General features: G+C 55.4%; 24 protein-coding genes. 10 read left to right on the forward strand and 14 right to left on the reverse strand.

The window, feature by feature from the left end; translation table 11 throughout:
- Positions 1-14: 14 nt before the first annotated feature.
- The gene (locus tag KGP17_RS25365; RefSeq protein ID WP_223498568.1) at positions 15-1,505 is read right to left on the reverse strand and encodes a nicotinate phosphoribosyltransferase; all 1,491 of its coding nucleotides are present in this window, start codon (positions 1,503-1,505) and stop codon (positions 15-17) included.
- A gap of 10 nt (positions 1,506-1,515) precedes the next feature.
- The gene (prs, locus tag KGP17_RS25370) at positions 1,516-2,376 is read right to left on the reverse strand and encodes a ribose-phosphate diphosphokinase (protein ID WP_059199480.1); all 861 of its coding nucleotides are present in this window, start codon (positions 2,374-2,376) and stop codon (positions 1,516-1,518) included.
- A gap of 192 nt (positions 2,377-2,568) precedes the next feature.
- Here prs and KGP17_RS25375 point away from each other — a divergent pair, with 192 nt between their 5' ends.
- Positions 2,569-3,288, forward strand: a complete 720-nt coding sequence (locus KGP17_RS25375; RefSeq protein ID WP_223498569.1) for an NUDIX domain-containing protein — start codon at positions 2,569-2,571, stop codon at positions 3,286-3,288.
- Positions 3,289-3,291: 3 nt separating this feature from the next.
- Here KGP17_RS25375 and tauD read toward each other — a convergent pair whose 3' ends face one another.
- The 6 genes from tauD to KGP17_RS25405 all read right to left on the reverse strand — a co-directional run bounded on the left by tauD (position 3,292) and on the right by KGP17_RS25405 (position 8,280).
- Positions 3,292-4,140, reverse strand: coding sequence for a taurine dioxygenase (gene tauD / locus KGP17_RS25380; RefSeq protein WP_021808034.1), 849 nt, complete (start codon positions 4,138-4,140; stop codon positions 3,292-3,294).
- On the reverse strand, positions 4,137-4,970 hold the full coding sequence (tauC, locus tag KGP17_RS25385; RefSeq protein ID WP_021181658.1) for a taurine ABC transporter permease TauC: 834 nt from the start codon (positions 4,968-4,970) through the stop codon (positions 4,137-4,139). Before tauC ends, tauD begins: the two co-directional genes overlap by 4 nt.
- Positions 4,967-5,734: a taurine ABC transporter ATP-binding subunit gene (tauB, locus tag KGP17_RS25390; protein WP_223498570.1), complete on the reverse strand. Its 768-nt coding sequence runs from the start codon at positions 5,732-5,734 to the stop codon at positions 4,967-4,969. Before tauB ends, tauC begins: the two co-directional genes overlap by 4 nt.
- A gap of 10 nt (positions 5,735-5,744) precedes the next feature.
- Positions 5,745-6,740: a taurine ABC transporter substrate-binding protein gene (gene tauA / locus KGP17_RS25395; RefSeq protein WP_218520195.1), complete on the reverse strand. Its 996-nt coding sequence runs from the start codon at positions 6,738-6,740 to the stop codon at positions 5,745-5,747.
- A gap of 144 nt (positions 6,741-6,884) precedes the next feature.
- Positions 6,885-7,667 (reverse strand): PhzF family phenazine biosynthesis protein, encoded by a 783-nt coding sequence (locus tag KGP17_RS25400; protein ID WP_209555022.1) that lies wholly within the window; start codon positions 7,665-7,667, stop codon positions 6,885-6,887.
- A gap of 10 nt (positions 7,668-7,677) precedes the next feature.
- Positions 7,678-8,280, reverse strand: coding sequence for a LysE family translocator (locus tag KGP17_RS25405; RefSeq protein ID WP_021808042.1), 603 nt, complete (start codon positions 8,278-8,280; stop codon positions 7,678-7,680).
- A 117-nt stretch (positions 8,281-8,397) separates the two neighbouring features.
- Here KGP17_RS25405 and KGP17_RS25410 point away from each other — a divergent pair, with 117 nt between their 5' ends.
- The 3 genes from KGP17_RS25410 to KGP17_RS25420 all read left to right on the forward strand — a co-directional run bounded on the left by KGP17_RS25410 (position 8,398) and on the right by KGP17_RS25420 (position 10,629).
- A complete protein-coding gene (locus KGP17_RS25410; RefSeq protein ID WP_021808043.1) occupies positions 8,398-9,378 on the forward strand; it encodes a hydrolase in 981 nt (326 codons plus the stop codon).
- On the forward strand, positions 9,375-9,608 hold the full coding sequence (locus tag KGP17_RS25415; protein WP_021808044.1) for a YheU family protein: 234 nt from the start codon (positions 9,375-9,377) through the stop codon (positions 9,606-9,608). Before KGP17_RS25410 ends, KGP17_RS25415 begins: the two co-directional genes overlap by 4 nt.
- Positions 9,609-9,759: 151 nt before the next feature.
- Positions 9,760-10,629, forward strand: coding sequence for a phosphoribulokinase (locus KGP17_RS25420; RefSeq protein ID WP_094981641.1), 870 nt, complete (start codon positions 9,760-9,762; stop codon positions 10,627-10,629).
- 36 nt (positions 10,630-10,665) lie between these two features.
- On the opposite strand, the gene KGP17_RS25425 is transcribed toward KGP17_RS25420, so the two are convergent.
- Complete coding sequence (locus KGP17_RS25425) at positions 10,666-11,844, reverse strand: amidohydrolase (RefSeq protein ID WP_223498571.1); 1,179 nt, start codon at positions 11,842-11,844, stop codon at positions 10,666-10,668.
- Positions 11,841-13,040 carry an MFS transporter gene (locus KGP17_RS25430; protein WP_059199473.1) on the reverse strand — a complete coding sequence of 400 codons (1,200 nt, stop codon included), beginning with the start codon at positions 13,038-13,040 and terminating at the stop codon, positions 11,841-11,843. Before KGP17_RS25430 ends, KGP17_RS25425 begins: the two co-directional genes overlap by 4 nt.
- Before the next feature lie 192 nt (positions 13,041-13,232).
- Here KGP17_RS25430 and KGP17_RS25435 point away from each other — a divergent pair, with 192 nt between their 5' ends.
- Positions 13,233-14,141 (forward strand): LysR substrate-binding domain-containing protein, encoded by a 909-nt coding sequence (locus KGP17_RS25435; RefSeq protein WP_223498572.1) that lies wholly within the window; start codon positions 13,233-13,235, stop codon positions 14,139-14,141.
- 2 nt (positions 14,142-14,143) lie between these two features.
- Here KGP17_RS25435 and KGP17_RS25440 read toward each other — a convergent pair whose 3' ends face one another.
- Positions 14,144-14,551 (reverse strand): OsmC family protein, encoded by a 408-nt coding sequence (locus KGP17_RS25440; RefSeq protein ID WP_021181673.1) that lies wholly within the window; start codon positions 14,549-14,551, stop codon positions 14,144-14,146.
- Positions 14,552-14,932: 381 nt separating this feature from the next.
- Here KGP17_RS25440 and crp point away from each other — a divergent pair, with 381 nt between their 5' ends.
- Positions 14,933-15,565 (forward strand): cAMP-activated global transcriptional regulator CRP, encoded by a 633-nt coding sequence (gene crp / locus KGP17_RS25445; RefSeq protein WP_005969523.1) that lies wholly within the window; start codon positions 14,933-14,935, stop codon positions 15,563-15,565.
- Positions 15,566-15,621: 56 nt separating this feature from the next.
- Positions 15,622-17,697 carry a YccS/YhfK family putative transporter gene (locus KGP17_RS25450; protein WP_223498573.1) on the forward strand — a complete coding sequence of 692 codons (2,076 nt, stop codon included), beginning with the start codon at positions 15,622-15,624 and terminating at the stop codon, positions 17,695-17,697.
- Between the two features lie 31 nt (positions 17,698-17,728).
- On the opposite strand, the gene KGP17_RS25455 is transcribed toward KGP17_RS25450, so the two are convergent.
- Both KGP17_RS25455 and KGP17_RS25460 read right to left on the reverse strand, forming a co-directional pair.
- Entirely contained in the window at positions 17,729-18,946 is a 1,218-nt protein-coding gene (locus KGP17_RS25455) for an aspartate aminotransferase family protein (protein ID WP_024482717.1), read from the reverse strand.
- A 94-nt stretch (positions 18,947-19,040) separates the two neighbouring features.
- Positions 19,041-19,616, reverse strand: coding sequence for an aminodeoxychorismate synthase component II (locus KGP17_RS25460; RefSeq protein ID WP_059199470.1), 576 nt, complete (start codon positions 19,614-19,616; stop codon positions 19,041-19,043).
- 216 nt (positions 19,617-19,832) lie between these two features.
- Between KGP17_RS25460 and KGP17_RS25465 the strand changes: the two genes are divergently transcribed.
- Both KGP17_RS25465 and KGP17_RS25470 read left to right on the forward strand, forming a co-directional pair.
- Positions 19,833-20,192: a type II toxin-antitoxin system RelE/ParE family toxin gene (locus KGP17_RS25465; RefSeq protein ID WP_179250706.1), complete on the forward strand. Its 360-nt coding sequence runs from the start codon at positions 19,833-19,835 to the stop codon at positions 20,190-20,192.
- On the forward strand, positions 20,176-20,499 hold the full coding sequence (locus KGP17_RS25470; RefSeq protein WP_223498574.1) for a DNA-binding transcriptional regulator: 324 nt from the start codon (positions 20,176-20,178) through the stop codon (positions 20,497-20,499). The genes KGP17_RS25465 and KGP17_RS25470 overlap by 17 nt, the downstream gene beginning before the upstream one ends.
- Before the next feature lie 209 nt (positions 20,500-20,708).
- Here KGP17_RS25470 and KGP17_RS25475 read toward each other — a convergent pair whose 3' ends face one another.
- Positions 20,709-22,235 (reverse strand): helicase HerA-like C-terminal domain-containing protein, encoded by a 1,527-nt coding sequence (locus KGP17_RS25475; RefSeq protein WP_223498575.1) that lies wholly within the window; start codon positions 22,233-22,235, stop codon positions 20,709-20,711.
- 339 nt (positions 22,236-22,574) lie between these two features.
- On the opposite strand from KGP17_RS25475, the gene KGP17_RS25480 reads away from it, so the two are divergent.
- Positions 22,575-23,534 carry an IS110 family transposase gene (locus tag KGP17_RS25480; RefSeq protein ID WP_059199085.1) on the forward strand — a complete coding sequence of 320 codons (960 nt, stop codon included), beginning with the start codon at positions 22,575-22,577 and terminating at the stop codon, positions 23,532-23,534.
- Positions 23,535-23,566 lie beyond the last annotated feature (32 nt).

Consider the following 23,566-nt stretch of genomic DNA (forward strand, 5'->3'; position numbering starts at 1 on the left):
AGAGGGGGCAACCTTTATCTGTAGCAGGCAATGCGCTGGCGGATCTGTTCCAGTGAGTCCTGGTTATAGAGTTTGCCATCCAGGAAGCGCGTTTTCAGTTCACCCTGCTGCTCCTGCTGCCAGTCCTGATTATCCAGCAGTTGATATTCTCCTTCCCCATCGCGGATCACCCGCAACAAACCGCGTGCAGATTGTTTCAGGCCGCTGTCGGTCTTCGGTTGTTTGAAGATGGGACGCCCCACCCCGTTCACCTCACCGTAGGTGGCCTTCATCGCGAAACCAAAGGTATCGCGGGTATTATACTGATAAGTAAAGGAACCCACGCCAAACACTACGTTAGAGCTGGCAAAACCTTTCGCTTCCAGGCGTTGCAGGATTTCCTGGGCGCGTTCCAGAGTGATGGAGTCGCCATAAATCAACCCGACATGGGGATCCAACACTTTGTAGCCCTTGCTGTTAACCGTGCCACCAAAGATTTCCCACAACACTTCCACCGAGCCTTTCTCTTCGGCGCTGCGTTGCGCACTGCGATCGCTGTCGTTGCCGGTTCCACAAAGAATAGCCACCGGATCGCCACTGTCTGGGCGGAAGACTACCCTGCCATCGCGAGCCATGATTTTGCTGTGCAACTCACGGGTAAACTCCGTTAGCACCTGCCAGTAATCCCAGGTATCCGACACGATGGAAACCAATCCATTTGGGTAGAGATCTTCAATCAAACGGCGGAACGTTTCGATCTCCGTTGCCTGCTCTCCCATGCACATCACGCTATGTTCGGTGGCGGGGATGCTGCCAGCCACGAAGTAATCTTCTGCGGTTGGATAATACCTCTGTGCGTACAGCACCGCCGGAATGTTGTCGGTGCCCTTGAAGCTGAGCAAATGCCCGGTACCGGCCTGCGCGACATCATGCATCCCTGACATGCCGCGGAAGGAAAAATCGTGGCATTGGAAATCCAGATGCGCCAGGTCATCACAGGTTTTATCCGCCCACATCTGGCAGATCTTGCGATAATGATGGGCAAGGGTGGCATTGGTGGAAGCCTTCCACAGTTCGGCCGAGATCACCGTTTCCAGGTAGTTGACCAGCCAGAAGAACTCCTCACGCGTATTGGTAATGGTCAGCACTGGTACCTTCATCCTCACCTTGCTGCCTTCGTCCAACCCTTTGATATGCAGCGGTAGATAACCCAACCGATGCAGGGCGCGAATATGCTCCACGCAGACCCGATCCTGACCAATGTAGCTATCCATCAGCGTTTTATATTCCCCCACTACCTGCTCTTCCGGTTGGGCAAAAAACTGCTGGTTGAAGAGATCCACCATGAACCACTGTAAAAAGCCCTGTAAACCGAAGAACACCAGTTGGCCGTCCGGCAACGGGGAAGCAAAGAACCGATCGCTGCGCGGCGTGAAGTTGGAGTAGATCCGCGTAGTACCCAGCGGATATTGCTCACGGTGTGACACTTTGTAGCCATCAATCGCCAGAATAGGATTGGTTAACATAGTCGGTTCCTTAGTGAGCGTAGATACGCGCAATATCAATCAGTTCAACACGTTGCTCAGCGAGTTCCGCCGCAGCATAGGAAGTGGTGGTATAGATGTTATCAATGCCTTGATTCAGCAAAGCCGCGGTACCTTTGGAAAATACCCCGTGGGTGACATATAGGCTGACCGTACGTGCCCCCGCCTGGCGTAACACCTGGGCCGAGCCGATAAAGGTGCCGCCACCGTCGCACAGGTCATCCACAATCAGCACATCTTTGCCCTGCACATCACCAGCCAGCAGTTCAAAGCCCGTCAGTTCGCCACTGAATACGTTCCGGTGTTTGGTCAGGATGCCGTATTGCGCGATGCCAAAGTGGGCCGCTACCGCGTGAATTTTTTTCAGCGCTCCGGCATCCGGTGCCACCAGGAACAGCTGCTGCTGGGTCAGTAAACTGGTCAGTCTGCTGCTGTGCTGCATGCACTGTTGCTGAGTGATGATGTGCATGTTGTCGATCACAGCGGCAGCTACTTCACTGTGTGGATCCAGCACCGTCACACGGTCAAACGCCAAGGTGTTGAGTAATTGGCCGAAAACCTTGAGCGCAAAGCTATCTCCGGAGGCCATATGGCGATCCTGGCGGGCGTAGGGCAGATAAGGCAGCTCAAGCAGGCTTTCTTTGATCAGAAACTGGTGGCGTACCGCCTGCGTCAACTGTGCCAACAGCATGAAGTCATCCATGCTGCGCATTGCGCTGGCACGAATACGCATCTGCGAAGTCCCCGTTGTTTCAGGCTGTGCAAACCGGACATACACCGCCCCATCGGGAAACTGTCCGGTTGTCACCTTCACTTCAATGTCGTTCAAAAACAACTGCAGTTGTGCGCTCATATTCTTCCCCCCATCAATTAATGTCCCTGGGACACTTATATAATTGTCCAAGAGACACTTATTGGCAAGCAAAAAAATGTCTTAATCGCAGAAAACTCGCTTAACCATTTGTTTATTTGAGCTTGTAATAATTATCATTAGCCGGCAGCTATTGTTATATTGTCCCAAAGACCTTTTTAGCCGAGCGCCAGCATGACCACCCAAGCCGAGTACCTGAAAAACTACGATCCGCGCCTCTTCCCCTCACCGCTTGTCACCGTCGACAGCGTGCTGTTTACCGTGCACGGCGGGAAACTGTGCGTGCTGTTGGCCAAGCGCGCTAATCACCCTTTCCTCAATCAATGGGGATTGCCCGGAGGGTTTATCGATTTGCAGCGCGACACCTCAACGCAAGCGACGGCCGAACGTAAACTGAGGGAAAAAACCGGTGTGGTGCCGCCCTATCTGGCGCAGTTGGCCAGTTTTTCTGGCCCGGAAAGGGATCCGCGTGGCTGGAGCCTGACCACGGTCTACTTTGCTCTGATCGCCCATGCCGATTGCCAGCCGCATATCGCCGACGTGAATGACGTCGCCTGGGTGCCATTGGACAACCTGCAAACACAGCTGTTAGCTTTCGATCATCAAACGATCGTGGAAGCGGCACTTCAGCGGCTACGGCAAAAAACGGCTTACTCCATGCTGCCGGTCTATTGCCTGCCAGCGGAGTTCACGCTTTCCCAATTGCAGGAAGTGATTGAGATCATTTTGTCGCATACGGTGCAGCGCAAAAGCCTGATGCGGCGTTTTGACGCTTCGGAAATGTTTGAGGAAACCGGCGAGAGAGTGGCAACAGGCGCACGCAAGGCACGCCTGTACCGCAGGAAAGCGGGGGTAGATATGAGAAACTTTTCCAGAAACCTGATGGTGGAGTGATCCTCAGGCACGATAGAACGGCTTATCCCCCAAAATGGTCGCACGGTGCATAATGCGCCGCTGCGGCAGGTAATCCGCATTGGCGTAATGCTGCGTCACCCGGTTATCCCAGATGGCAATATCATTGGCCTGCCAGCGCCAGCGCACCTGAAACTCCGGCTTGGTGATATGCGCAAACAGGAAGTTCAGCAGAGCATCACTCTCCTTCGCCGCCAGATCGACAATCCGCGTAGTAAATCCTTCATTAACGAACAGCGCCTGCTTGCCGGTCACCGGATGGGTGCGGATCACCGGATGCAATAACGGTGGGTTTTTCTGCACGGCCAACTGCCAGCGCTGATGCTCTTCCTCGCTGCCACGATGTTTATATTCGGGGAACGACTTGGTGAAGTCATGCTCTGCCTGCAACCCGACCAACAACTTTTTCAGCGGTGAGGACAACGCCTCATACGCGGCAATCCCGCTGGCCCACAGCGTGTCGCCACCGGTCGTCGGCAGCTGCTTGGCGGCTAAAATCGCCCCCTGCGGCGGGTTTTCGATAAAGGTGACGTCGGTATGCCAGTTGTCGTTATCCGGCGGATTATCGTCATGGGTATCCAGCACGATGATCTCCTCCACATCGGGAGCATGCGGATACACCGGGTGAATATGCAGATCGCCGAAACGCCCTGCCAGCTCGCGCTGTTGTAATGGCGTAATGGGCTGATCGCGCAGGAACAGCACCTGATGCTTGAGCAAAGCATGGTAAAGCTGTTCAAACTGGCCATCGCCCAATGGCCGCGCCAGATTGACGTTTTCCACCAGCGCGCCGATATAAGGCCCCAACGGGGTAATTGCTAAACGTTCGTTCATTGCTGTACTCCATGCCAGGGGGTCAAACGGCGCTGTAAGGCACGCAGCCCCAGCTCCAGACCAAATGCAATTATCGCAATCACGCTGATACCGGCGATGACCACGTCGGTCGCCAAAAACTCACCGGCGGACTGCACCATAAATCCCAGACCGCGCGTGGCAGCAATCAGTTCAGCGGCCACCAGCGTAGACCAGCCGACGCCCAGGCCAATACGGATGCCGGTCAGAATTTCCGGAAGCGCGCTGGGCAACACCACAAAGCGCAGCAGTTGCCAGCGGTTGGCCCCCAAAGCTTGTGCAGCACGAATGCGCACCTGCGCTACGCTGCGTACACCTGCCACGGTCGAAAGCGTCACCGGGGCAAAAATCGCCAGGTAGATCAGCAGGATTTTCGAGGTTTCACCGATGCCAAACCAGATCACCATCAGCGGCAGATAGGCCAGCGGCGGCACCGGACGATAAATTTCAATCAGGGGATCAAGCAGGCCGCGCACGGTCTCACTCAGCCCCATCGCAATGCCCACCGGGACGCCGATGACCACAGCAGCCAGTAATGCCACCAGGATCCGCCCAAGACTCGCGGCTAGGTGTTGCCATAGCGTGGCATCCATAAAGCCTTGTGGGCTGGCAATGACCACCAACTGATGCAATACCTGCTGCGGTGCGGGCAGAAATAACGGGCTGATCAGCTGCAAGGTAGTTACTGCCCACCAAACCGCCAACACCACCAGCAAGGTTGCCGTGCTCAGCTTGAGGCTGCGCGGCAGCGTGAAACGAGATTGGCGCACCGCTGTCGGTACTGCGGCTTTAAGAACAGAATGCAGGCTCATAGCAAGGCCTCGCGCTGTTGGAACACCCGGCCCAGCACGTATTCACGCAGGGCGATAAACTCAGGATCGGACTTGATGGCGCGGCAAGCCTCTCCGGCGGCATAGCGCTGGCCAAAATTCAGCGATAAACGCTCCACCACCTGCCCAGGACCAGGAGAAAGCAGTAACAGCTCGCTGGCCAGGAATACCGCTTCTTCGATGTCATGGGTGATCAACAGCACCTGCTTGCCGGTATCACGCCAAATATTTAACAGCAGTTCCTGCATCTGTTCGCGAGTGAATGCGTCCAGTGCCCCGAAAGGCTCATCCAGCAGCAACAGCCGAGGGTCGGCTGCCAAGGCGCGAGCAATACCCACCCGCTGACGCATCCCACCGGACAGTTGCCAGATGAAGTGTTGCTCATAGCCGGCCAGCCCAACGCGTTGCAACATCTGCTGCGCCACCTTGCGGCGCTGCAGTTTGGCCACACCGGCCAGTTGCAAGCCAAACTCCACGTTATCCACCACGTTGCGCCACGGCAGTAAGCCTTCATGCTGGAAGACCACGCCCCGCTCGGCACCCGGGCCTTTGACGGGGACATCATCCAGCGTAATGCTGCCTGCCGTTGGCTCAATAAACCCGGCGATCAAATTCAGCAACGTGGTCTTGCCACAGCCAGAAGGCCCCAACACCACCACCAGTTGCCCGCCGGCGATCTGGAACGACACATCGCGCAGCGCCGCACGCCCCTGATAATCGGCCGAAAGATGGTTAACGTTTAGCATGGCGGATCCCTTACGACTGCGGTGCAGCCTGCACCTGTTTGACAAAGCGGTCGGTCACATAGGCGCTGTAATCACTGTCCACCTGCGGGATCTTGCCTTGTTGCTTAAGGAACTCGGCGGTATCGCGAATAGCTTTATCTACCGGCTGGCCCAGTTGAGTGATCTGATCGGCGACCGGCAGGTAACGGTTACCCTTCACCAGTTCCGGTACCTGCTCTGCCGGCACCCCGCTCAGGCGAGCCAGCGTGTTGAGGTTGCTTGAATCTTTCAGCCACTGCTCCGGCTGTGCCAGGTAGGCCTTCTGTGCTTGCAGGGCGCTGGCAGCAAACGCGGTGACGACCTCAGGATGCTGCTTGGCAAAGTCTTTACGCACTACCCACACGTCCAGCGTTGGTGAGCCCCACTGGCCAACCTGCTCGGAATCGGTCAGCACCTTGCCTTGTTTGGCGAGTTCATTGACCACCGGAGCCCATACGTAAGCCCCGTCGATATCCCCACGCTGCCAGGCCGCCGCAATGGCTGGCGGTTGCAGGTTGAGAATTTGCACCTGGTCAGGTTTGATGCCCCAGTGTTTCAGAGAGGCCAGCAGGCTGTAGTGAGTGGTGGAAATGAACGGTACCGCAATGCGCTTACCGATCAGATCCTGGGGAGATTTAATGTCCTTTTTCACCACCAGCGCTTCGGAACTACCCAACTGCGAGGCGATCAGGAACACTTCGATAGGGAGCTTCTGGCTGGCGGCCACGGCCAGTGGGCTGGAGCCGATATTGCCAATCTGCACGTCGCCAGAGGCCAGCGCACGCAACACGCTGGAGCCGCTGTCGAACTTGCGCCAGTCAACGGTCGCGCCAGACTGTTTGGCAAAGCTGTTTTCCGCCTGCGCCACCTTGGCGGGTTCGGCGGAGGTCTGGTACGCCACGGTGACGTCCACTGCCTGGGCACTGGCCGCACCGAGCGATAAAGCCAACAATACTGCACTGCGTAATGAGAAAAGTTTGCTCGCCATGATCCGCTCCGTTGATAAAATTCTGTGCTGTGACCAACAGTTTTATCTGAGCGACGCTCGGCAATAAAAGAATAAAAAAATCTTCTTTATTACTTATGGCGATATCTACACTACCTACTCATCCCCGACGTGCTAGGCCAGAGTTCAACCTGAAAGAGAACCACGCAAGAAGATGCGCGCGTAGCCACCCAGCAACGTACGTTCTCCTTGCTGCTCGCAGAACAACTCGCCGCCGCGTGATGACAGCTGCTTAGCATGCAATACGTGGCGGCCAAGGCGCGCCGTCCAGTAAGGCATCAGTATGCAATGGGCGGAGCCGGTGACCGGATCTTCGCTGCGATCCATTGAGAAATAGCGCGAGACAAAATCCACCTCATCACCCGGAGCCGTGACGATCACGCCGCAACCGAGATGGTCGATCAGCTCGGCGATCGCAGGCTGCACCGCCCTGACCTGCGATTCATCGGCCAATACCGCCATCAGCGACTGGGCTCGCCACACTTCCTGCGGTTGCACACCGAGCAAAGCAGCCAACTGTGGCGGTTCAGCAATTTTCTGTGGTGGGCGAGAAGGGAAATCCAGGATCAGCCGTTCACCGTCGGCCGCATCACGTTTGACATACAGTTCACCGCTGGCGGAACGGAAACGGATATCGCTCAACCCCGGGTTGACCACGTTTAACAACACGTGCGCCGTAGCCAAAGTAGCATGCCCGCACAGATCCACTTCCCGCGTCGGCGTGAACCAGCGGATCGCATACATGTCGCCATCCTGCCAGACAAAGCTGGTTTCCGGCAGGTTCAGTTCATTGGCGATGGCCTGCATCTGCGCTGCCTCCAGCGGTTGTGGCAGCAGGCAGACACCGGCCGGGTTGCCCCGCAGTCCCTCGCCGATAAAGGCATCCACATGGAAATAGTTTTCGTTCATCAGCGTTCCCTCAATGCCAAATCAGTAATACACAGGCGGCGGTTAACAACCCCATCGACACGTTAAAGATTATCCAGGCTTTCTTGCTGCGCAGCAGGCGGCCAATCACCGTACCAAAACCCAACCAGATGATCCCGGCAACGATGTTGACGGCAAAGATACCGAAGGCGATGGCCAGAATCGAGTGGTTGTATTTATCTCCCGCCAGGCTAAAGCTCGCCACTGCCCCAAGCGCCATCAGCCAGGCCTTGGGGTTGAGGAATTGCAACAGCCAGCCTTGGTACAGGCGCACCGGCTTTGGTGGCGGCGCGTCGGTTTCCAGCTTTTCATAGGCCGCCGTCGCCACTTTCCACGCCAGCCACAACAGATAAAGGCTACCGAGGATTTTCAGGATCAGGTGCAATGAAGGATAAATCAGGATCAACCCACCAACGCCAAATGCCACCAGCACCAAGATACTTTGCATACCCAGCATGATGCCGATCATCAGCCATAATGAACGCATAAAGCCGAAATTGGCCCCTGAGGTGGTGAGCAACATATTATTGGGGCCAGGGGTGATCGCGGCCACCCACAGGAAGCCTAGCATCGAAAGAAATAAACTCAGTTCCATGAAGCGGGTGCTCCTCACCCAAATGACTTTTTTGCAGTATGATTGCTAATACATGTGTTTGAAGCTAACAGTGCGGTTCGGATCACACAATAGCCGCCAACAAGAATTTTATTCATTATGTATGAATCCTTTCGCCCCCTGACCGGGGCCAGTAATCCACACCTGCAAACCCTGCTGCCACGGCTGGTGCGCCGCCGCATACGGCTACAACCCCATTGGCAGCGGCTGGAGTTGCCGGACGGCGATTTCGTCGATCTGGCCTGGAGTGAAGATCCGCAACTGGCGCGCGATAAACCGCGCGTGGTGCTGTTCCATGGGTTAGAGGGTAATTTCTACAGCCCTTACGCACATGGGCTGCTTAATGCCTGGCGCGAGCAAGGTTGGTTGGGCGTGGTGATGCATTTCCGTGGTTGCAGCGGCGTGCCTAACCGTAAGCAACGCATCTATCATTCCGGCGAAACGGAAGATGCCCGCTTCTTCCTGCGCTGGTTGCGTGACAGCTTTGGCGAAGTGCCAACGGCAGCGGTTGGGATTTCCCTTGGCGGCAATATGCTGGCCTATTATCTGGCCCAGCAGGGCAATGACAGCCTGCTACAAGCGGCAGTGGTCGTTTCTGCCCCGCTGATGCTGGAGCCATGCTCAATCCGCATGGAGCAGGGATTCTCCCGCGTTTATCAGCGCTACCTATTGGGCCAACTCAAGCAAAATGCCACCCGCAAGCTGCTGCACTATCCAGGCACCTTGCCGTTGGATCTGTCGCAACTGAACAAGCTGCGGCGCATTCGTGAGTTTGATGATGTGATCACCTCGCGCATTCACGGCTTCAGCGACGCGGTCGATTACTATCGCCGTTGCAGCGCCCTACCGCTGTTGCCGCAGATCACCACGCCACTGCTGATCATTCACGCTAAAGACGATCCGTTTATGACCGATGCGGTGATACCCGATCTCGCCAGCCTGCCGCCTAATATCGAATATCAGCTGACGGAGTGCGGTGGCCACGTCGGTTTTGTCGGCGGCACCTTGAAAAAACCACAAATGTGGCTGGAGCAACGAATCCCGGCCTGGCTTTCTTCTTTTTTGGAACCCACCAAGTGATTATTCCCTGGCAAGAAATTGAACAAGAGACTCTCAACAGCCTGATCGAATCCTTTGTATTACGCGAAGGAACCGACTACGGCGAGCACGAACGTTCGCTGGAACAGAAGGTCGACGACGTGCGCCGCCAGTTGAAAAGCGGCGAAGTGGTGCTGGTGTGGTCAGAACTACATGAAACCGTCAACATCATGCCTCGCGGGCAGATCCGCGCCGGGCAGGAGGAAATTTAGTCTTATTGCGCGCTATGACTGAGGGAAAAAATCAGGTAACAATGCAGTATTGCAAACCAACGCGCACAATTTCGCCTTGGGCGAAAGGGTATCAGCCATACTAAAAATCTCATTCTGAGCCTGCGCATTTAATACGGAGTGACCCTCGACCATGTCTGCCAAACATCCCGTTATCGCGGTGACCGGTTCCAGCGGAGCCGGCACCACCACCACCAGCCTGGCGTTCCGCAAGATTTTTCAGCAGCTAAACCTGTGCGCCGCCCAGCTGGAAGGCGACAGCTTCCACCGTTACACCCGGCCGGAAATGGATGCGGCAATTCGTAAAGCCCGCGATATGGGGCGCCATATCAGCTACTTCGGCCCGGAAGCCAACGACTTTGGCCTGCTTGAGCAAAGCTTTATCGAATACGGCAAGAACGGCACCGGCCGCTCACGTAAATATCTGCATACCTACGACGAGGCGGTGCCTTACAACCAGGTTCCTGGCACGTTCACGCCTTGGGAGCCACTGCCCGCCCCCACGGATGTCCTGTTCTACGAAGGGCTGCACGGCGGCGTAGTGGCCGATCAGATCGACGTAGCCAAACATGTCGATCTGCTGGTCGGCGTGGTGCCGATCGTCAACCTGGAGTGGATCCAGAAGCTGATCCGCGATACCGGCGAGCGTGGCCATTCCCGTGAGGCGGTGATGGACTCGGTAGTCCGTTCGATGGAGGATTACATCAGCTACATCACGCCACAGTTCTCGCGCACCCATATCAACTTCCAACGCGTCCCGACGGTAGATACCTCCAACCCGTTTGCCGCCAAGGCAATCCCCTCACTCGACGAAAGCTTGGTGGTGATCCACTTCCGGGGCCTGGATCAGATCGATTTCCCCTACCTGCTGGCAATGCTGCAAGGATCGTTTATCTCGCATATCAATACGCTGGTGGTACCGGGTGGCAAGATGGGGCTGGCAATGGAACTGATTATGGCACCGCTGGTGCAGCGGTTGATGGAAGGCAAGAAGATCGAATAAGTTATCGGGCGCGGCTAATTTCCGCGCCCGCCGTCGTTAGCGCATCAACAGGTGGCGGATAAAACCGACGTGCAGTTTCACGCCAATCTGCATCGCCGCCTCGTCCAGTTTAAAACGGGGATTATGCACGCCGTAGGTGGCACCGATCGCCTCGTTACCGCTGCCGATAAACAGGAAGCACCCCGGCACTTTCTCCTGATAGGAGGAGAAATCTTCGCTGCCAAACATCGCGGTAGTCAATTCCCGCAACGCCTGTGGCCCCACGGCTTCGGCCACCACCTCGCGCGCAATGGCGCAGGCATCAAGGTGGTTATTGCCGATAGTATAGCCACGTGTCCAGTCAACCTTATAGCTGGCACCGTGCGCCTGGCTGATCCCAGCGACGGTTTGCTCTACCAACAGCGGCACCCGATCACGGACTTCCTGATTATGAGTACGTAACGTTCCTGCCAACCGGGCAGTGTCTGGAATGACGTTATAGCTGTCTCCTGCCTGGAAGGTTGCCACCGTCAACACCGGGGCATTTAACGGATCCAGCTTCCGTGCCACGATCTGCTGTAATGCGGTAACGATCTCCGCACCAATCGGCACCGGATCGATACACAGATGCGGCATCGAGCCATGTCCACCCTTACCCTGCAGCACGATGTCGAAGTTATCGCTGGAGCCACTGAACACGCCCTGCTTCAAGCCCACCTCACCGGTCGGGAAGTTGGGCATGACATGCAGGCCGAAGATCATCTTCACGCCATCCAGAACACCCAGGTCTACCAGCTGTTGGGCTCCGCCCGGTGGCACTTCTTCGGCATGCTGGAAGATAAAACGCACCGAGCCTTGCAGGTGCGCCTGCAACTGGCACAGCACGCTGGCCGCGCCCAGCAACATCGCGCTGTGAGCATCATGGCCGCAGGCATGCATCACCCCTGGCCGGGTCGAGCAGAAAGGTTCGTCGCTTTCCTCCTGGATCGGCAAGGCATCGATATCGGCGCGCAATGCATAGCACGGCCCCGGCGCTGAGCCCTGCAATTCAGCCACTACGCTATTTGGCGTAGGGCGTGAGATCTTCAACGGGCCAAGGTGAGCCAATTGTGCAGCGATGTAATCTGCCGTCTGCGCCTCTTGAAATGACAACTCTGGATTGGCATGCAGGTGGCGACGCCACTGCAATACCTGTTGTTCCACGTCGGCAATCAGCTGTTCAATGTTCATTTTCATACTCCTTGATTCAGTGCCGGTTGGCGCGCTTTACCTGCCAATGGCAGGATCACCAGCCCGGAAACCACCATAGCCAGTGCCAAAAAGATAAACGTTGTCATGTAGTTGTGGCTGATGGTGATCAAATACCCCATGGCGATAGGGGCCACAAAGCCACCCAAAGTGCCGCCGGTGTTTATCAGCCCCATCGCTGCCCCCATCACTTCCGCAGGCAGGCGCTTCATCGGCAGAGTAAACACCGTGACGAACGAGGCCATCAGGAAGATATAACCCAGGAACAAGAACAGGCTAGCCGTCAGCGCCGATTCGCTGGTAAACACCAGCCAGATGCACAAGGCGCTGATCAGGGAACTGAAGAAGATCACCCACGGCTCAAGCCCTTGCAGATAGCGCCCGACCAGCCAGCCGGTACCGAGTGAGGAGATCCATATCCCCAGACCGCCGGCGGCCACCACCATGCTGGAGACGTCAATCGGCATTCCGCGCTGCTGTACCAGGAATTTCGGCAGCCAGGCCATCAGGCCGTACGACGGGATGTTGATACAGAAAATCGCCACAAACAGCAGCAACACGATGGGGTTTTTCAGCAAGGCCTTATAGTTGGCAGCGGCTGCCCCAGCTTTGGCGGATGCTGCCTGTGGTGGATTAGGAACCAGCCACAAGATGCAGGCGGCAATCACGAATGCCAACAGGCCAAGTGCAGAGAACGACCCACGCCAGCCGATGTGATCCAGGCAGTAGACCGCGACCAGCGGCCCGACGGTCATCGCCAACCCGGCGGAGGACAGCAGAATGGACTGCGCGAAGGTGCGCTGTTCCAGTGGGAAATTCGCCACCACTGCCTTGGCGCAGGAACACGGGTAGCCGGAGTGGCCAATACCCGACAGGAAGCGGAACGTCACCAGCAGGCCCAGGCCGAACCCCAGAATGCCGAAGCACAGGGCGAATCCCCCCAGCAGCAGTAACGAACTGCACAGCACTTTCTTAAAGCCAAAGCGGTCATTGAGCCAGCCCGCCGGTATCTGGAACAGGGAATACGCCAGGAAAAACATCCCGGTAATGTAGCCCAGTTGTTCCGGCTGTAGATTGAACTCGCGTTCGATAGGTAACAGCGCAAAACCCATCACGGTTTTATCGATGTACACCACGACATAGCCCACAAACAGCAAAAAAATCATTAGCGAACGATTTTTCATCGCCGATATTCCTTTAAGTTATCACCCAGGCTGCCCACCAGCGTGACGGGCGTAGTTTAATAATGTGATCCAGGTCACTTTATAGTTTTAATAACAGTCACTTACAGCAATATGCTGAAATTATCGCCTTTTGCCGAGCGGCATAAGATACAATTTTGTAAGGGGTGATGCTTTTTATTGATAGGGTGGGGAATGCGCTATTTACCGAAGTTACAACAGTTGAAAGTCTTCCAGCAGGTGATCCGAAGCGGCAGTATTCGCGGGGCGGCACGCGCGCTTGAGCAATCTCAACCGGCGGTGAGCCGCACCATCCGTGAACTGGAACAGATCCTGGAAACCCAGTTGATCAATCGCAGCAGTCAGGGAATGACGCTGACCGAAACCGGCCGCGCCTTCGCCCTGCGAATGCAGTTGATCCTGGAGGAATTGCAGCGCGCCGCCGACGAGATCCAGCAGTTGAATCAGCATTCGCAAGGTAACGTCGCCATTGGCTGCTCTTCGCTACTCGCCCTGACGGTATTACCGGAACTGGTCGAGGCCTTCAAACAACCTTTTCCACAGGCCAATCTGCTGATCCGCGAGGCGCAGCTTTCTACGCTACTGCCAGCATTGCGCGAAGGCCGCCTGGATTTTGCCGTGGGTACCGTCAGCCCGGAACTTCCGCTGGAGGATCTGGTGCATGAACCGCTGTTCAACGCCTCTTTTTGCATTATCGCACGCCAGGGGCACCCACTGGCGCAGGCCACCTCGTTGGACGAATTGCGTGAGGCCAAGTGGTTATTACCGGAAACCGATATGGGTTACTACCAGCAGTTGCGTGCGGTGTTAGGCACCTTCTATCAGCAATTGAGTCGTTCGCCCATTCGCTCGGACTCTGTGACCTGTGGCTTGAATATGGTGCTGGAGGCGGATTATTTGACTATCGTGGCGCGGGCGATGAGTGCACCGTTCTATTTGCAGCGTCGGCTGGTGGCATTGCCTATCGACACGTTGCCACAAGCGCAATATTGCGTGCTGTATTCACAGAAATCGCCGCTAACCGTGACGGCACGGCGATTTCTTGATTTATTGCGTGCCCACTGCCTGCGCTACCCTTGGTAGGATCAGGCCACTTCGCGGATTTCGAAGCTGTGGGTAATGCTGGCGGCTTTACCCAGCATCAAGGAGACGGAGCAGTATTTCTCGGCGGAAAGATCCACCGCACGCTCGACGATCTTATCGGTCAGCCCTTTGCCGGTGACGATAAAATGCAGATTGATATGGGTAAACAGACGCGGTGCTTCTTCACGACGCTCGGAGGTCAGTTTTACCTCACAGTCACGCACATCGTTACGCCCTTTTTGCAGGATCGACACTACGTCGATGGCGCTACAGCCGCCGACGGACATCAACACCATTTCCATCGGGCTTGGCGCTTTATCGCCAGCGTTGCCATCCATCAAAACCTGGTGACCAGACGCAGACTCACCCAGGAATGTCAGCCCTTCTACCCACTTAACTCTTGCCTGCATGTTACACACTCCGGTTAATTTCTTAAAAACAGGGTACGCTTTCGCATACATTCTGGCAACGTAACCTGACGCTAATCATGCTGAAGCGAGACAACACAAGACACCCGCCTCACTCTGTGCTACAAACAGAGCCGCAATAACTCTTTCCAGGTCACCGATTTCAGGGATATGTCCAAGGAAAGGCCCCTATATTGGTTTGTTAACAGAATGTAGCTTGCAGCTCTCCCTGCAAGTTAATATGCTAGAGCACAAGCGTATTTCTATAACACGCCTCAAAACCTGTTGATAGCCACAATTAAAACACCGGGCTATAAGCACGTTTTACAGGGAACTCTGACCCCTGTGATACAAGGCAGCGATAACAACAGAGGATAACAGCGAATGGTTCTCGGCAAACCGCAAACAGACCCGACTCTCGAATGGTTCCTGTCTCATTGCCATATCCACAAATATCCATCGAAGAGTACGCTTATTCACCAAGGTGAAAAGGCCGAAACGCTTTACTACATCGTCAAAGGCTCCGTCGCGGTGCTGATTAAAGATGAAGAAGGCAAAGAGATGATCCTGTCCTACCTTAACCAGGGGGATTTCATCGGCGAGCTAGGATTATTTGAAGAAGGCCAGGAGCGTAGCGCCTGGGTACGGGCCAAAACCGCCTGTGAAGTGGCTGAAATTTCCTACAAGAAATTCCGCCAGTTGATCCAGGTTAACCCGGATATCCTGATGCGCCTGTCCGCACAGATGGCTAACCGCCTGCAAGTCACCTCAGAGAAAGTGGGTAATCTCGCCTTCCTTGACGTAACCGGCCGCATTGCACAGACCTTGCTGAACCTGGCAAAACAGCCTGATGCCATGACTCACCCAGACGGCATGCAGATCAAAATCACCCGCCAGGAAATTGGCCAAATCGTCGGTTGCTCACGTGAAACCGTCGGTCGTATTTTGAAAATGCTCGAAGATCAAAACCTGATCTCCGCGCACGGCAAAACCATTGTCGTGTACGGTACGCGTTAATCCCCAGGGAAACGGTGCAGCAATGCGCCGTTTCTTTACCTGCTGAATAGCCAACCATGTGGCGCCGCCTGATCTACCACCCGGAAGTCAACTACGCACTGCGGCAAACGCTGGTGTTGTGCCTGCCGGTGGCGTTTGGTTTACTGATTGGCAACCTGCAACTCGGCATGCTGTTCTCGTTGGTGCCCGCCTGCTGCAACATTGCCGGGCTGGATACGCCGCACAAACGCTTTTTCAAACGCCTGGTCGTAGGCGGCTCCCTGTTCGCACTCAGCAGCCTTCTGCTGCAACAAGCCCTGCTGTGGGATCTGCCGTTACCCTTGCTGATGCTGGCAATGGCGCTGTTGCTCGGCGTCAGCGGTGAGATCAGCCCGCTGCACGCACGCCTGCTACCAGCCGCATTGGTCGCCGCCATCTTTTCCCTCAGCATGGTAGGCACCGTGCCAATCTGGCATGCCCCTTTGCTGTATATCGTCGGCACCGCCTGGTACGGGCTGTTTACCTGGGCCTGGTTCAAGCTGTGGAAAGAGCAGCCGATGCGCGAATCTCTAAGCCAGCTGTATATGCAGCTGGCCGACTATTTTGAAGCCAAATACTCATTACTGACGCAGCATACCGATCCTGAAACTGCCCTGCCGCCGCTGTTGCAACGCCAGCAGAAAGTCATGGATCTGATCAGTCTGCTATACCAACAGCTTAATTTCCTGCCCCATGCCAATAACCTGGAGCAAAAGCGCCTGCGGCGTACGTTTCAGGTGGCGCTCGATTTGCAAGAGCACATCACCGTCAGCCTGCATCTGCCGGAAGAAGTGCAAAAGCTGGTGGAGCAAAGCCAGGCCGAAGCGATCATCCGCCGCAACGCCCAGGTGATCGCCACGCGCCTGCGGGTGGTGGCCGACGATATTCTCTATCATCGGCACTCTACGCGTTTCAGCATGAAGAATGAGCTGGCGGCGCTGGAAAAAGTGGCCTCACAGCACGCCGATAATCCGGTTGGCCAGTTCTGCTATTACCACTTCAGTCGCATCGCACGCCTGCTGCGCACTCAGCACCCACTTTACCGCCGTAATCTGATGGCCAATCAGTCACGCCTGCCGTTCTGGCCTGCAGTGGTGAGCTATCTATCGTTCAAATCCAACGCCTTGCGTAACGCCGCCAGACTGGGGGTCATTCTGGCGGCAGGCAGCAGCCTGGGCATGCTGTTCAATCTGCCAAAACCCTACTGGATCTTGCTGACCATCATGCTGGTCAGCCAAAACGGCTATAACGCCACGCGGGTGAGGATCCAGCACCGTGCCCTCGGCACGTTGGCCGGGCTGGTGATTGCCGCTGGACTGTTGCAACTACAGATGCCGGAGAACGTGACGCTGAGCATCATGTTGGTCATCACCCTGGCGGCCTATCTGATCCTGCGGAAAAACTACGGGCTGGCGGTGATGGGCTTCACCGTGACCGCCGTCTACACCTTGCAGCTCCTGGCGCTGAACGGTACCCATTTCCTGGTCCCCCGCCTGATCGATACCCTTATCGGCTGCGTACTGGTGTTTGGTGGCACAATCTGGCTATGGCCGCAGTGGCAGAGCGGCATGCTGCGTAAAAACGCCCATCAGGCTCTGGAGCACGATCAGACTGCACTGCGTTTATTGCTGGAAGAACAGGAACCCGACCCCAGCGAACTGGCCTACACACGCATGCAGGTCAATCAGGCGCATAACGCCCTGTTTACCTCGCTCAATCAGGCGATGCAGGAACCGGGGTTTGAATCGAATTATCTGGCTGATATGCGGCTGTGGATCACCCATAACCAGTTTATTGTTGAACACCTGAATGCGATGACCATTCTGGCGCGCGAGCACTATATGCTGACGCCAAAGCTGGCTCAGGAGTATCTGCAAACCTGTGAGATCGCCTTACAGAGCTGTCAGCAGCGGTTGGAATATGACGGCCCGAGTACCAGCAACAGCATCATGCAGCCGCCGGACCTGCATCCAGATATGCCGATCACCGAGATGGAACGCCACTTGAGGCGGATCCTTTCTCACCTGACCGTGATGCATACCATTTCGTCATTGGCATGGCGCCAGCGCCCACATCATGGGATCTGGCTGAAGCGCAAATTGCGGGAAAGCTGAGACTAGCGGGACCGCAGCCCCGCTAACTTGATCAGCCGTTAATCACATCCTGTACGGCCAATTCGAACAGCGCCATGCCCTCGTCGATATCTTTCAGCTCAACCACCAACGAAGGGGCAAAACGGATCACATTTGGCCCGGCATTGAGGATCATCAAACCACGTGCAGCAGCGGCAGTGAGGAAATCACGCGCTTTGCCGTGATAGCCAGCCTTCAGTTCCGCGCCAATCAACAGCCCCATGCCACGAATATCGCTGAACACATCGTATTTCTTACCGATCTCCTGCAAAGCCTGAACAAACAGCCCACGACGCTGCTCAATCCCGCTTAGCACCTCTGGCGTGTTGATCACGTCCAACGCTGCCTCTGCCACTGCACAGGCCAGTGGGTTGCCGCCGTAGGTGGTGCCGTGGGTGCCAACCTGCATCACCGAGGCGATCTCTTCGGTGGTCAGCATCGCGCTCACCGGGAAACCGCCGCCCAGCGCTTTAGCAGTAGTGAGGATGTCTGGCGTAATGCCGTAATGCATATAGGTAAACAGCTTGCCGCTACGGCCCATACCGCTTTGCACTTCATCAAACACCAGCAGCGCCTGATGTTGGTCGCAAAGTTCACGTACGCCCTTGAGGAAGACAGGATCGGCGGCGGTAATGCCCCCTTCACCCTGAATAGGCTCCATCACTACCGCACAGGTGTGATCGTCCATCACCGCTTTCACCGCGGCCAGATCGTTGAAAGGTACATGCACGATATCGGCCGGTTTCGGCCCAAAGCCGTCGGAATATTTTGGCTGCCCGCCCACGGAAACGGTGAACAGCGTACGGCCATGGAAAGCGTTATTAAACGCGATAATCTTGGTTTTATACGGGCTATGACGGGTGATGGCGTAATGACGAGCGAGCTTGAAAGCCGCTTCGTTAGCCTCCGCACCCGAGTTGGCGAAAAACACCCGGTCGGCGAAGGTGGCAGCGATCAATTTACTGGCCAGGCGCAGCGCGGGCTCATTGGTGAATACGTTGCTGGTATGCCACAAGGTTTCGCCCTGCTGCTTTAGAGCCTCAACCAGTGCCGGATGGCAGTGCCCCAACGCAGTCACCGCGATGCCACCAGAGAAGTCGATATACTCTTTCCCCTGCTGGTCCCATACGCGGCTCCCCTTGCCCTTCACCGGCACAAACTGGGCGGGTGCATAAACAGGCAGGATAACCTGATCAAAGGTGCTGCGGGTAACTGCGGTTTTTTCGGTCATTACTGGCTCCAGGCGGCTAACTATCAAGTGAAAATATAATCACAAAATATGCATAAAAAACCAATCAAGGGCAAGCTTAAAAAACCACTAACGGCTAACTTCCAAGGAAATTACCCAGCAGTTGGTGCCCCTGTTCGCTGAGAATGCTCTCTGGATGGAACTGTACGCCTTCCAGCGCCAGCGTCCGGTGGCGGATCCCCATGATCTCATCCCGTTCGCCGTCACGTTCGCTCCAGGCGGTCACCTCAAAGCACTCCGGCAACGTCGCCGCGTCCAGGATCAGTGAATGGTAGCGGGTGACGGTCAGTGGATTATTCAATCCCTTGAACACGCCGAGATTTTGATGGCGGATAGCTGAGGTTTTGCCGTGCATCACCTCTCGAGCGCGAACCACGTCGGCACCAAACGCCTGGCCCAACGCCTGATGCCCAAGGCAAACCCCAAGGATCGGCAACTTGCCGGCAAAATGGCGGATCGCGGCCAGCGAGATGCCCGCCTCGTTCGGCGTACAGGGGCCAGGGGAGATCACCAGATGTTGCGGTGCCAGCCGCTCAATATCGGCCAGTTGCAGTTCATCGTTACGCTTCACCAGCACTTCTGCACCCAGTTCGCAGAAGTACTGATAGAGGTTGTAGGTAAAAGAGTCGTAGTTATCGATCAGCAGCAGCATGTTTAAATGAACTTAGTATGAAGGATCGTTACGGTCGCCCGTATCAAATAGCTAGATAGCCGAGTTTATCTAACCTTCGCCGTTACACCTATAGCCACGTTCGAACAGTAATCCATAAAGACAGCCAGTTTTGCTGATTGGAAAACGTTGAATCAGCCAAAAAAGAGAGTAGTGTAGCACCGAGTGCTATAGTTAAGGTAACAGGATGTCAACCTAATGCGCGTATTTAAAACCAAATGGTTTGCCAAAATGGCCGAATCTCATGGCATCAAAGATAGGGAATTATGCCGGGCTATTGACGCAGTGATAGAAGGGAAGGCCGATGACCTCGGAGGCGGAATATACAAGAAGCACCTAAGGGAGAATCGTGATCGCGCGATAATATTAGCCAAAGGCGGAGTGCATTGGTTTTACACGTTCCTGTATGCTAAACAGGATATGGCCAACATCGATAAACGTGAACTTGCTGGATTTCGAGAGTTAGCAAAGTACTATGCGGTACTTACAGATGAAAAGATTATGGCATTGATTACAAATAAAGAGCTGGTGGAGATTTGTCATGACCGCAAAAAGTAAATTCAAAAGTCCTGCGTTTGAAGCCATCCATAGTGCAGCTTCTGGGTTATTCAGCGTCGATGCCATCCCGCAGGAGACGATGCGTAGCTTCGATCAAGCCTGCATCAGCAGCGTCAAAGATCTTCAACCACTTGAAATCAAAGCATTGCGGGAAAAGCTCAATGTCAGCCAGCCAGTCTTTGCCCGTTATCTAAACACCAGCGTTTCTACAGTACAAAAATGGGAAAGCGGCGCAAAACGCCCCAGTGGCCTGTCGTTGAAGTTACTTACCGTGGTCCTGAAACATGGGCTTAATGTGTTGATTTAATGACTTGCTCAATCATCCAGTTTCACACCAAGCATCCTGAGCAGTTTTAGGGCTTTAGCCTGGAAATTGCTCGGATGCTATCAGAGAAATTTGTGAGGCAAGCCATTTCGCAGACACTGTCTGCGAAATCTGCTCTGACTGCCAAGTTTGAAACCGCTGGCAAAGCTAAACGGACGCAGTATTCTGCGCCCCACAAAATAATCACAGACCTACTTTTTGCGGCCACCCATGATCGAGCCTAAAACGCCGCGCAGGATCTGGCGGCCCAGATCGCGCGCCATGCTCTTGGCGGCGGTCTGCACGATGCCGTCGTGTTTACCGCCGCGTGGCCCAGTGGAACCAAACAGGATCTCGTTCAAGCCGCCCATCAAGCCACCGCCGCTTTCCTGCCCTGCGGCCGGTTTCTGAGCCGGTTGCCCAGGCTGTGGCGTACCCACAGTGGCAAAACCACCTGCGGCCAGTTTTTCATAGGCAGATTCACGATCTACCATATCCTCATAACGTCCGTAGAGCGGGGATTTATTGATGGCGCTGTTCATCCCTTCGGCCCCCAGCATGCCCATTTTCGATTCCGGAGCGATCACCATCGCACGCTCCACCACGTTCGGCCGCCCTTTTTCATCCAGGAAGGAGACTAGTGCCTCGCCCACGCCTAGCTCAGTGATTGCCATTTCCGCATCAAAGTCTGGATTGGCGCGCATGGTTTGTGCCGCCGCCTTCACCGCTTTCTGATCGCGTGGTGTAAAGGCCCGCAGCGCGTGCTGGACACGGTTACCCAGCTGGCCCAGGACACTGTCCGGGATATCCAACGGATTCTGGGTGACAAAGTAGATGCCCACGCCTTTGGAACGGATCAGGCGCACCACCTGTTCAATTTTGGTCAGCAATGCCGGTGGCGCATCGTTAAACAGTAGGTGGGCTTCGTCGAAGAAAAACACCAGCTTTGGCTGTTCCGGATCGCCCACTTCCGGCAAATGCTCAAACAGCTCCGCCAGTAGCCACAGCAAAAACACCGCATACAGCTTCGGCTGGTTAATCAGCTTATCCGCCGCCAGCAGGTTGATAATGCCGTGCCCGTTGGCGTCGGTTCTCATCAGATCGTTGATATCCAACATCGGCTCGCCAAAGAACTGATTGGCACCCTGCTGTTCCAGCGTCAGCAAACCACGCTGGATCGCCCCGATCGAGGCCGAAGAGATGTTGCCGTACTGGGTTTGGAACTGTTTGGCGTTATCCCCGACGTACTGCACCATCGCACGCAGGTCTTTCATATCCAGCAACAGTAAGGCGTTGTCATCGGCGATCTTGAACACCAACTGCAACACGCCGCTCTGCACCTCATTCAGATCCAACAGGCGGCCTAGCAGCAGCGGGCCAAGATCGGAAATGGTGGCACGGATAGGATGGCCCTTTTCACCAAAAATATCCCAAGGGATCATGGAACAGGCTTGGGGTTGCCAGTCGGTAACGCCAATTGCCGCCAACCGCGCCTGCAACTTCTCGGAGGGAACACCTTCGGCCGCAATGCCCGACAGATCGCCTTTAACGTCCGCCAGGAATACCGGAATGCCGATGCGCGAGAACTGCTCCGCCATCTTTTGCAGGGTGACCGTTTTGCCCGTACCGGTCGCCCCGGTGATCAACCCGTGGCGGTTAGCCAGGGCAGGCAAAATGACCAGTTCCTGCGCCGGTTTCCCGTCTTTCATCGCTTTGGCAATAATCCGTGCTTCGCTCATTTTCTGTTCCTATAACCCTGTACGGCGCGAATGCGCCCGTTGATATCATCAAGGCTATAAGCGAGACGTAAACCCGTCAAGGACAAACAAAAGGGCCCCTCACCCCAACCCTTATGTCTTGATCTTCTCCGCCTTAGCGGAGAAGATCCCCGACTGATCATCGGGAGATAGCCGGTGAGCTCCCCCTAACCCTAGTGCCTATGAGCCCGTGGGAGAGATTGTGCCCCGGCTGTCTATTTCCCTGTCGCCTTGTAGACCGAACGGTATCCTGTGCCTATGAGCACCTACATATAAGGATGGTCCGGCGATAAATTTCAGACATGGTTATGGAGTGCCATAATGCGTAGAACCCCTGTCGGCGTTGATATCGCTAAACACAAATTTGATGTCGCCGTACTGCTGGACAATCAGAAGTATAAAACCAAAAAGTTTGCCAATACCCCTTCTGGATGCCGCGAGTTCGCAGCCTGGTTGAGCCGCTTTGGCGACTGTCATGTCTGTATGGAAGCCACCGGGAGCTACAGCACGGAACTGGCCACTTATCTGGCAGACAACAACTACCACGTCAGTCTGATGAACCCGGCGTGTATCCATTCCTTCGGCAATACAGAACTGGCCCGGAACAAAACGGACAAAAGCGATGCAGCGATGATAGCCCGCTACTGCGCACTGCATCAGCCTGCCCCGTGGTTCCCAGCCCCGTTGAGCGAGCGCCAGTTGACCGCGTTGGTCAGGCATCTTAAGAACCTGGAAGAGATGCGTCAGATGGAAGAAAATCGCCTGGAGGTGGCCGAAGCAGTCATCGTCCCTTCACTCAATGAGCACATCGCCACGTTGGATGAACTGATACGAGAAACGAAAAAGAAAATCAGTCAGCACATCGATGATAACCCTGACCTGAAACGGGACAGCGAGTTGCTAAAAAGTATCCCTGGAGTGGGAGAGATGCTGAGCTCCAGCCTGCTGGCCTTCGCAGGAAACCTGCGTCGGTTCACCAGCAGCAAGGCCCTGGTAGCGTACGCAGGACTGAATCCACAGCGATGTGAGTCGGGGATGTTTAAAGGGAAAAGCCGGTTATCGAAAGTGGGGCACGGTGAGCTGCGAAGTGCGTTATACATGCCCGCGGTAGTGGCAGGCCAATACAATGTTGTGGTTAAAGACTTAACAGAAAGGCTAAAGTTGCGTGGGAAGTCGGGCAAAGAAAGAGTGTGTGCGGCGATGCGAAAGTTGCTGCAACTGGCCTATGGTGTGGTGAAATCAGGAAAGACATTTAATGCGGAAATACCGCTTGCCGGATAGCCGACAAGACGGTATCTCTCCCACAGGGAGAG

The sequence above is a fragment of the Serratia sp. JSRIV001 genome (assembly GCF_019968745.1).
In the GTDB taxonomy this organism is placed as follows: Bacteria; Pseudomonadota; Gammaproteobacteria; order Enterobacterales; family Enterobacteriaceae; genus Chania; species Chania fonticola_B.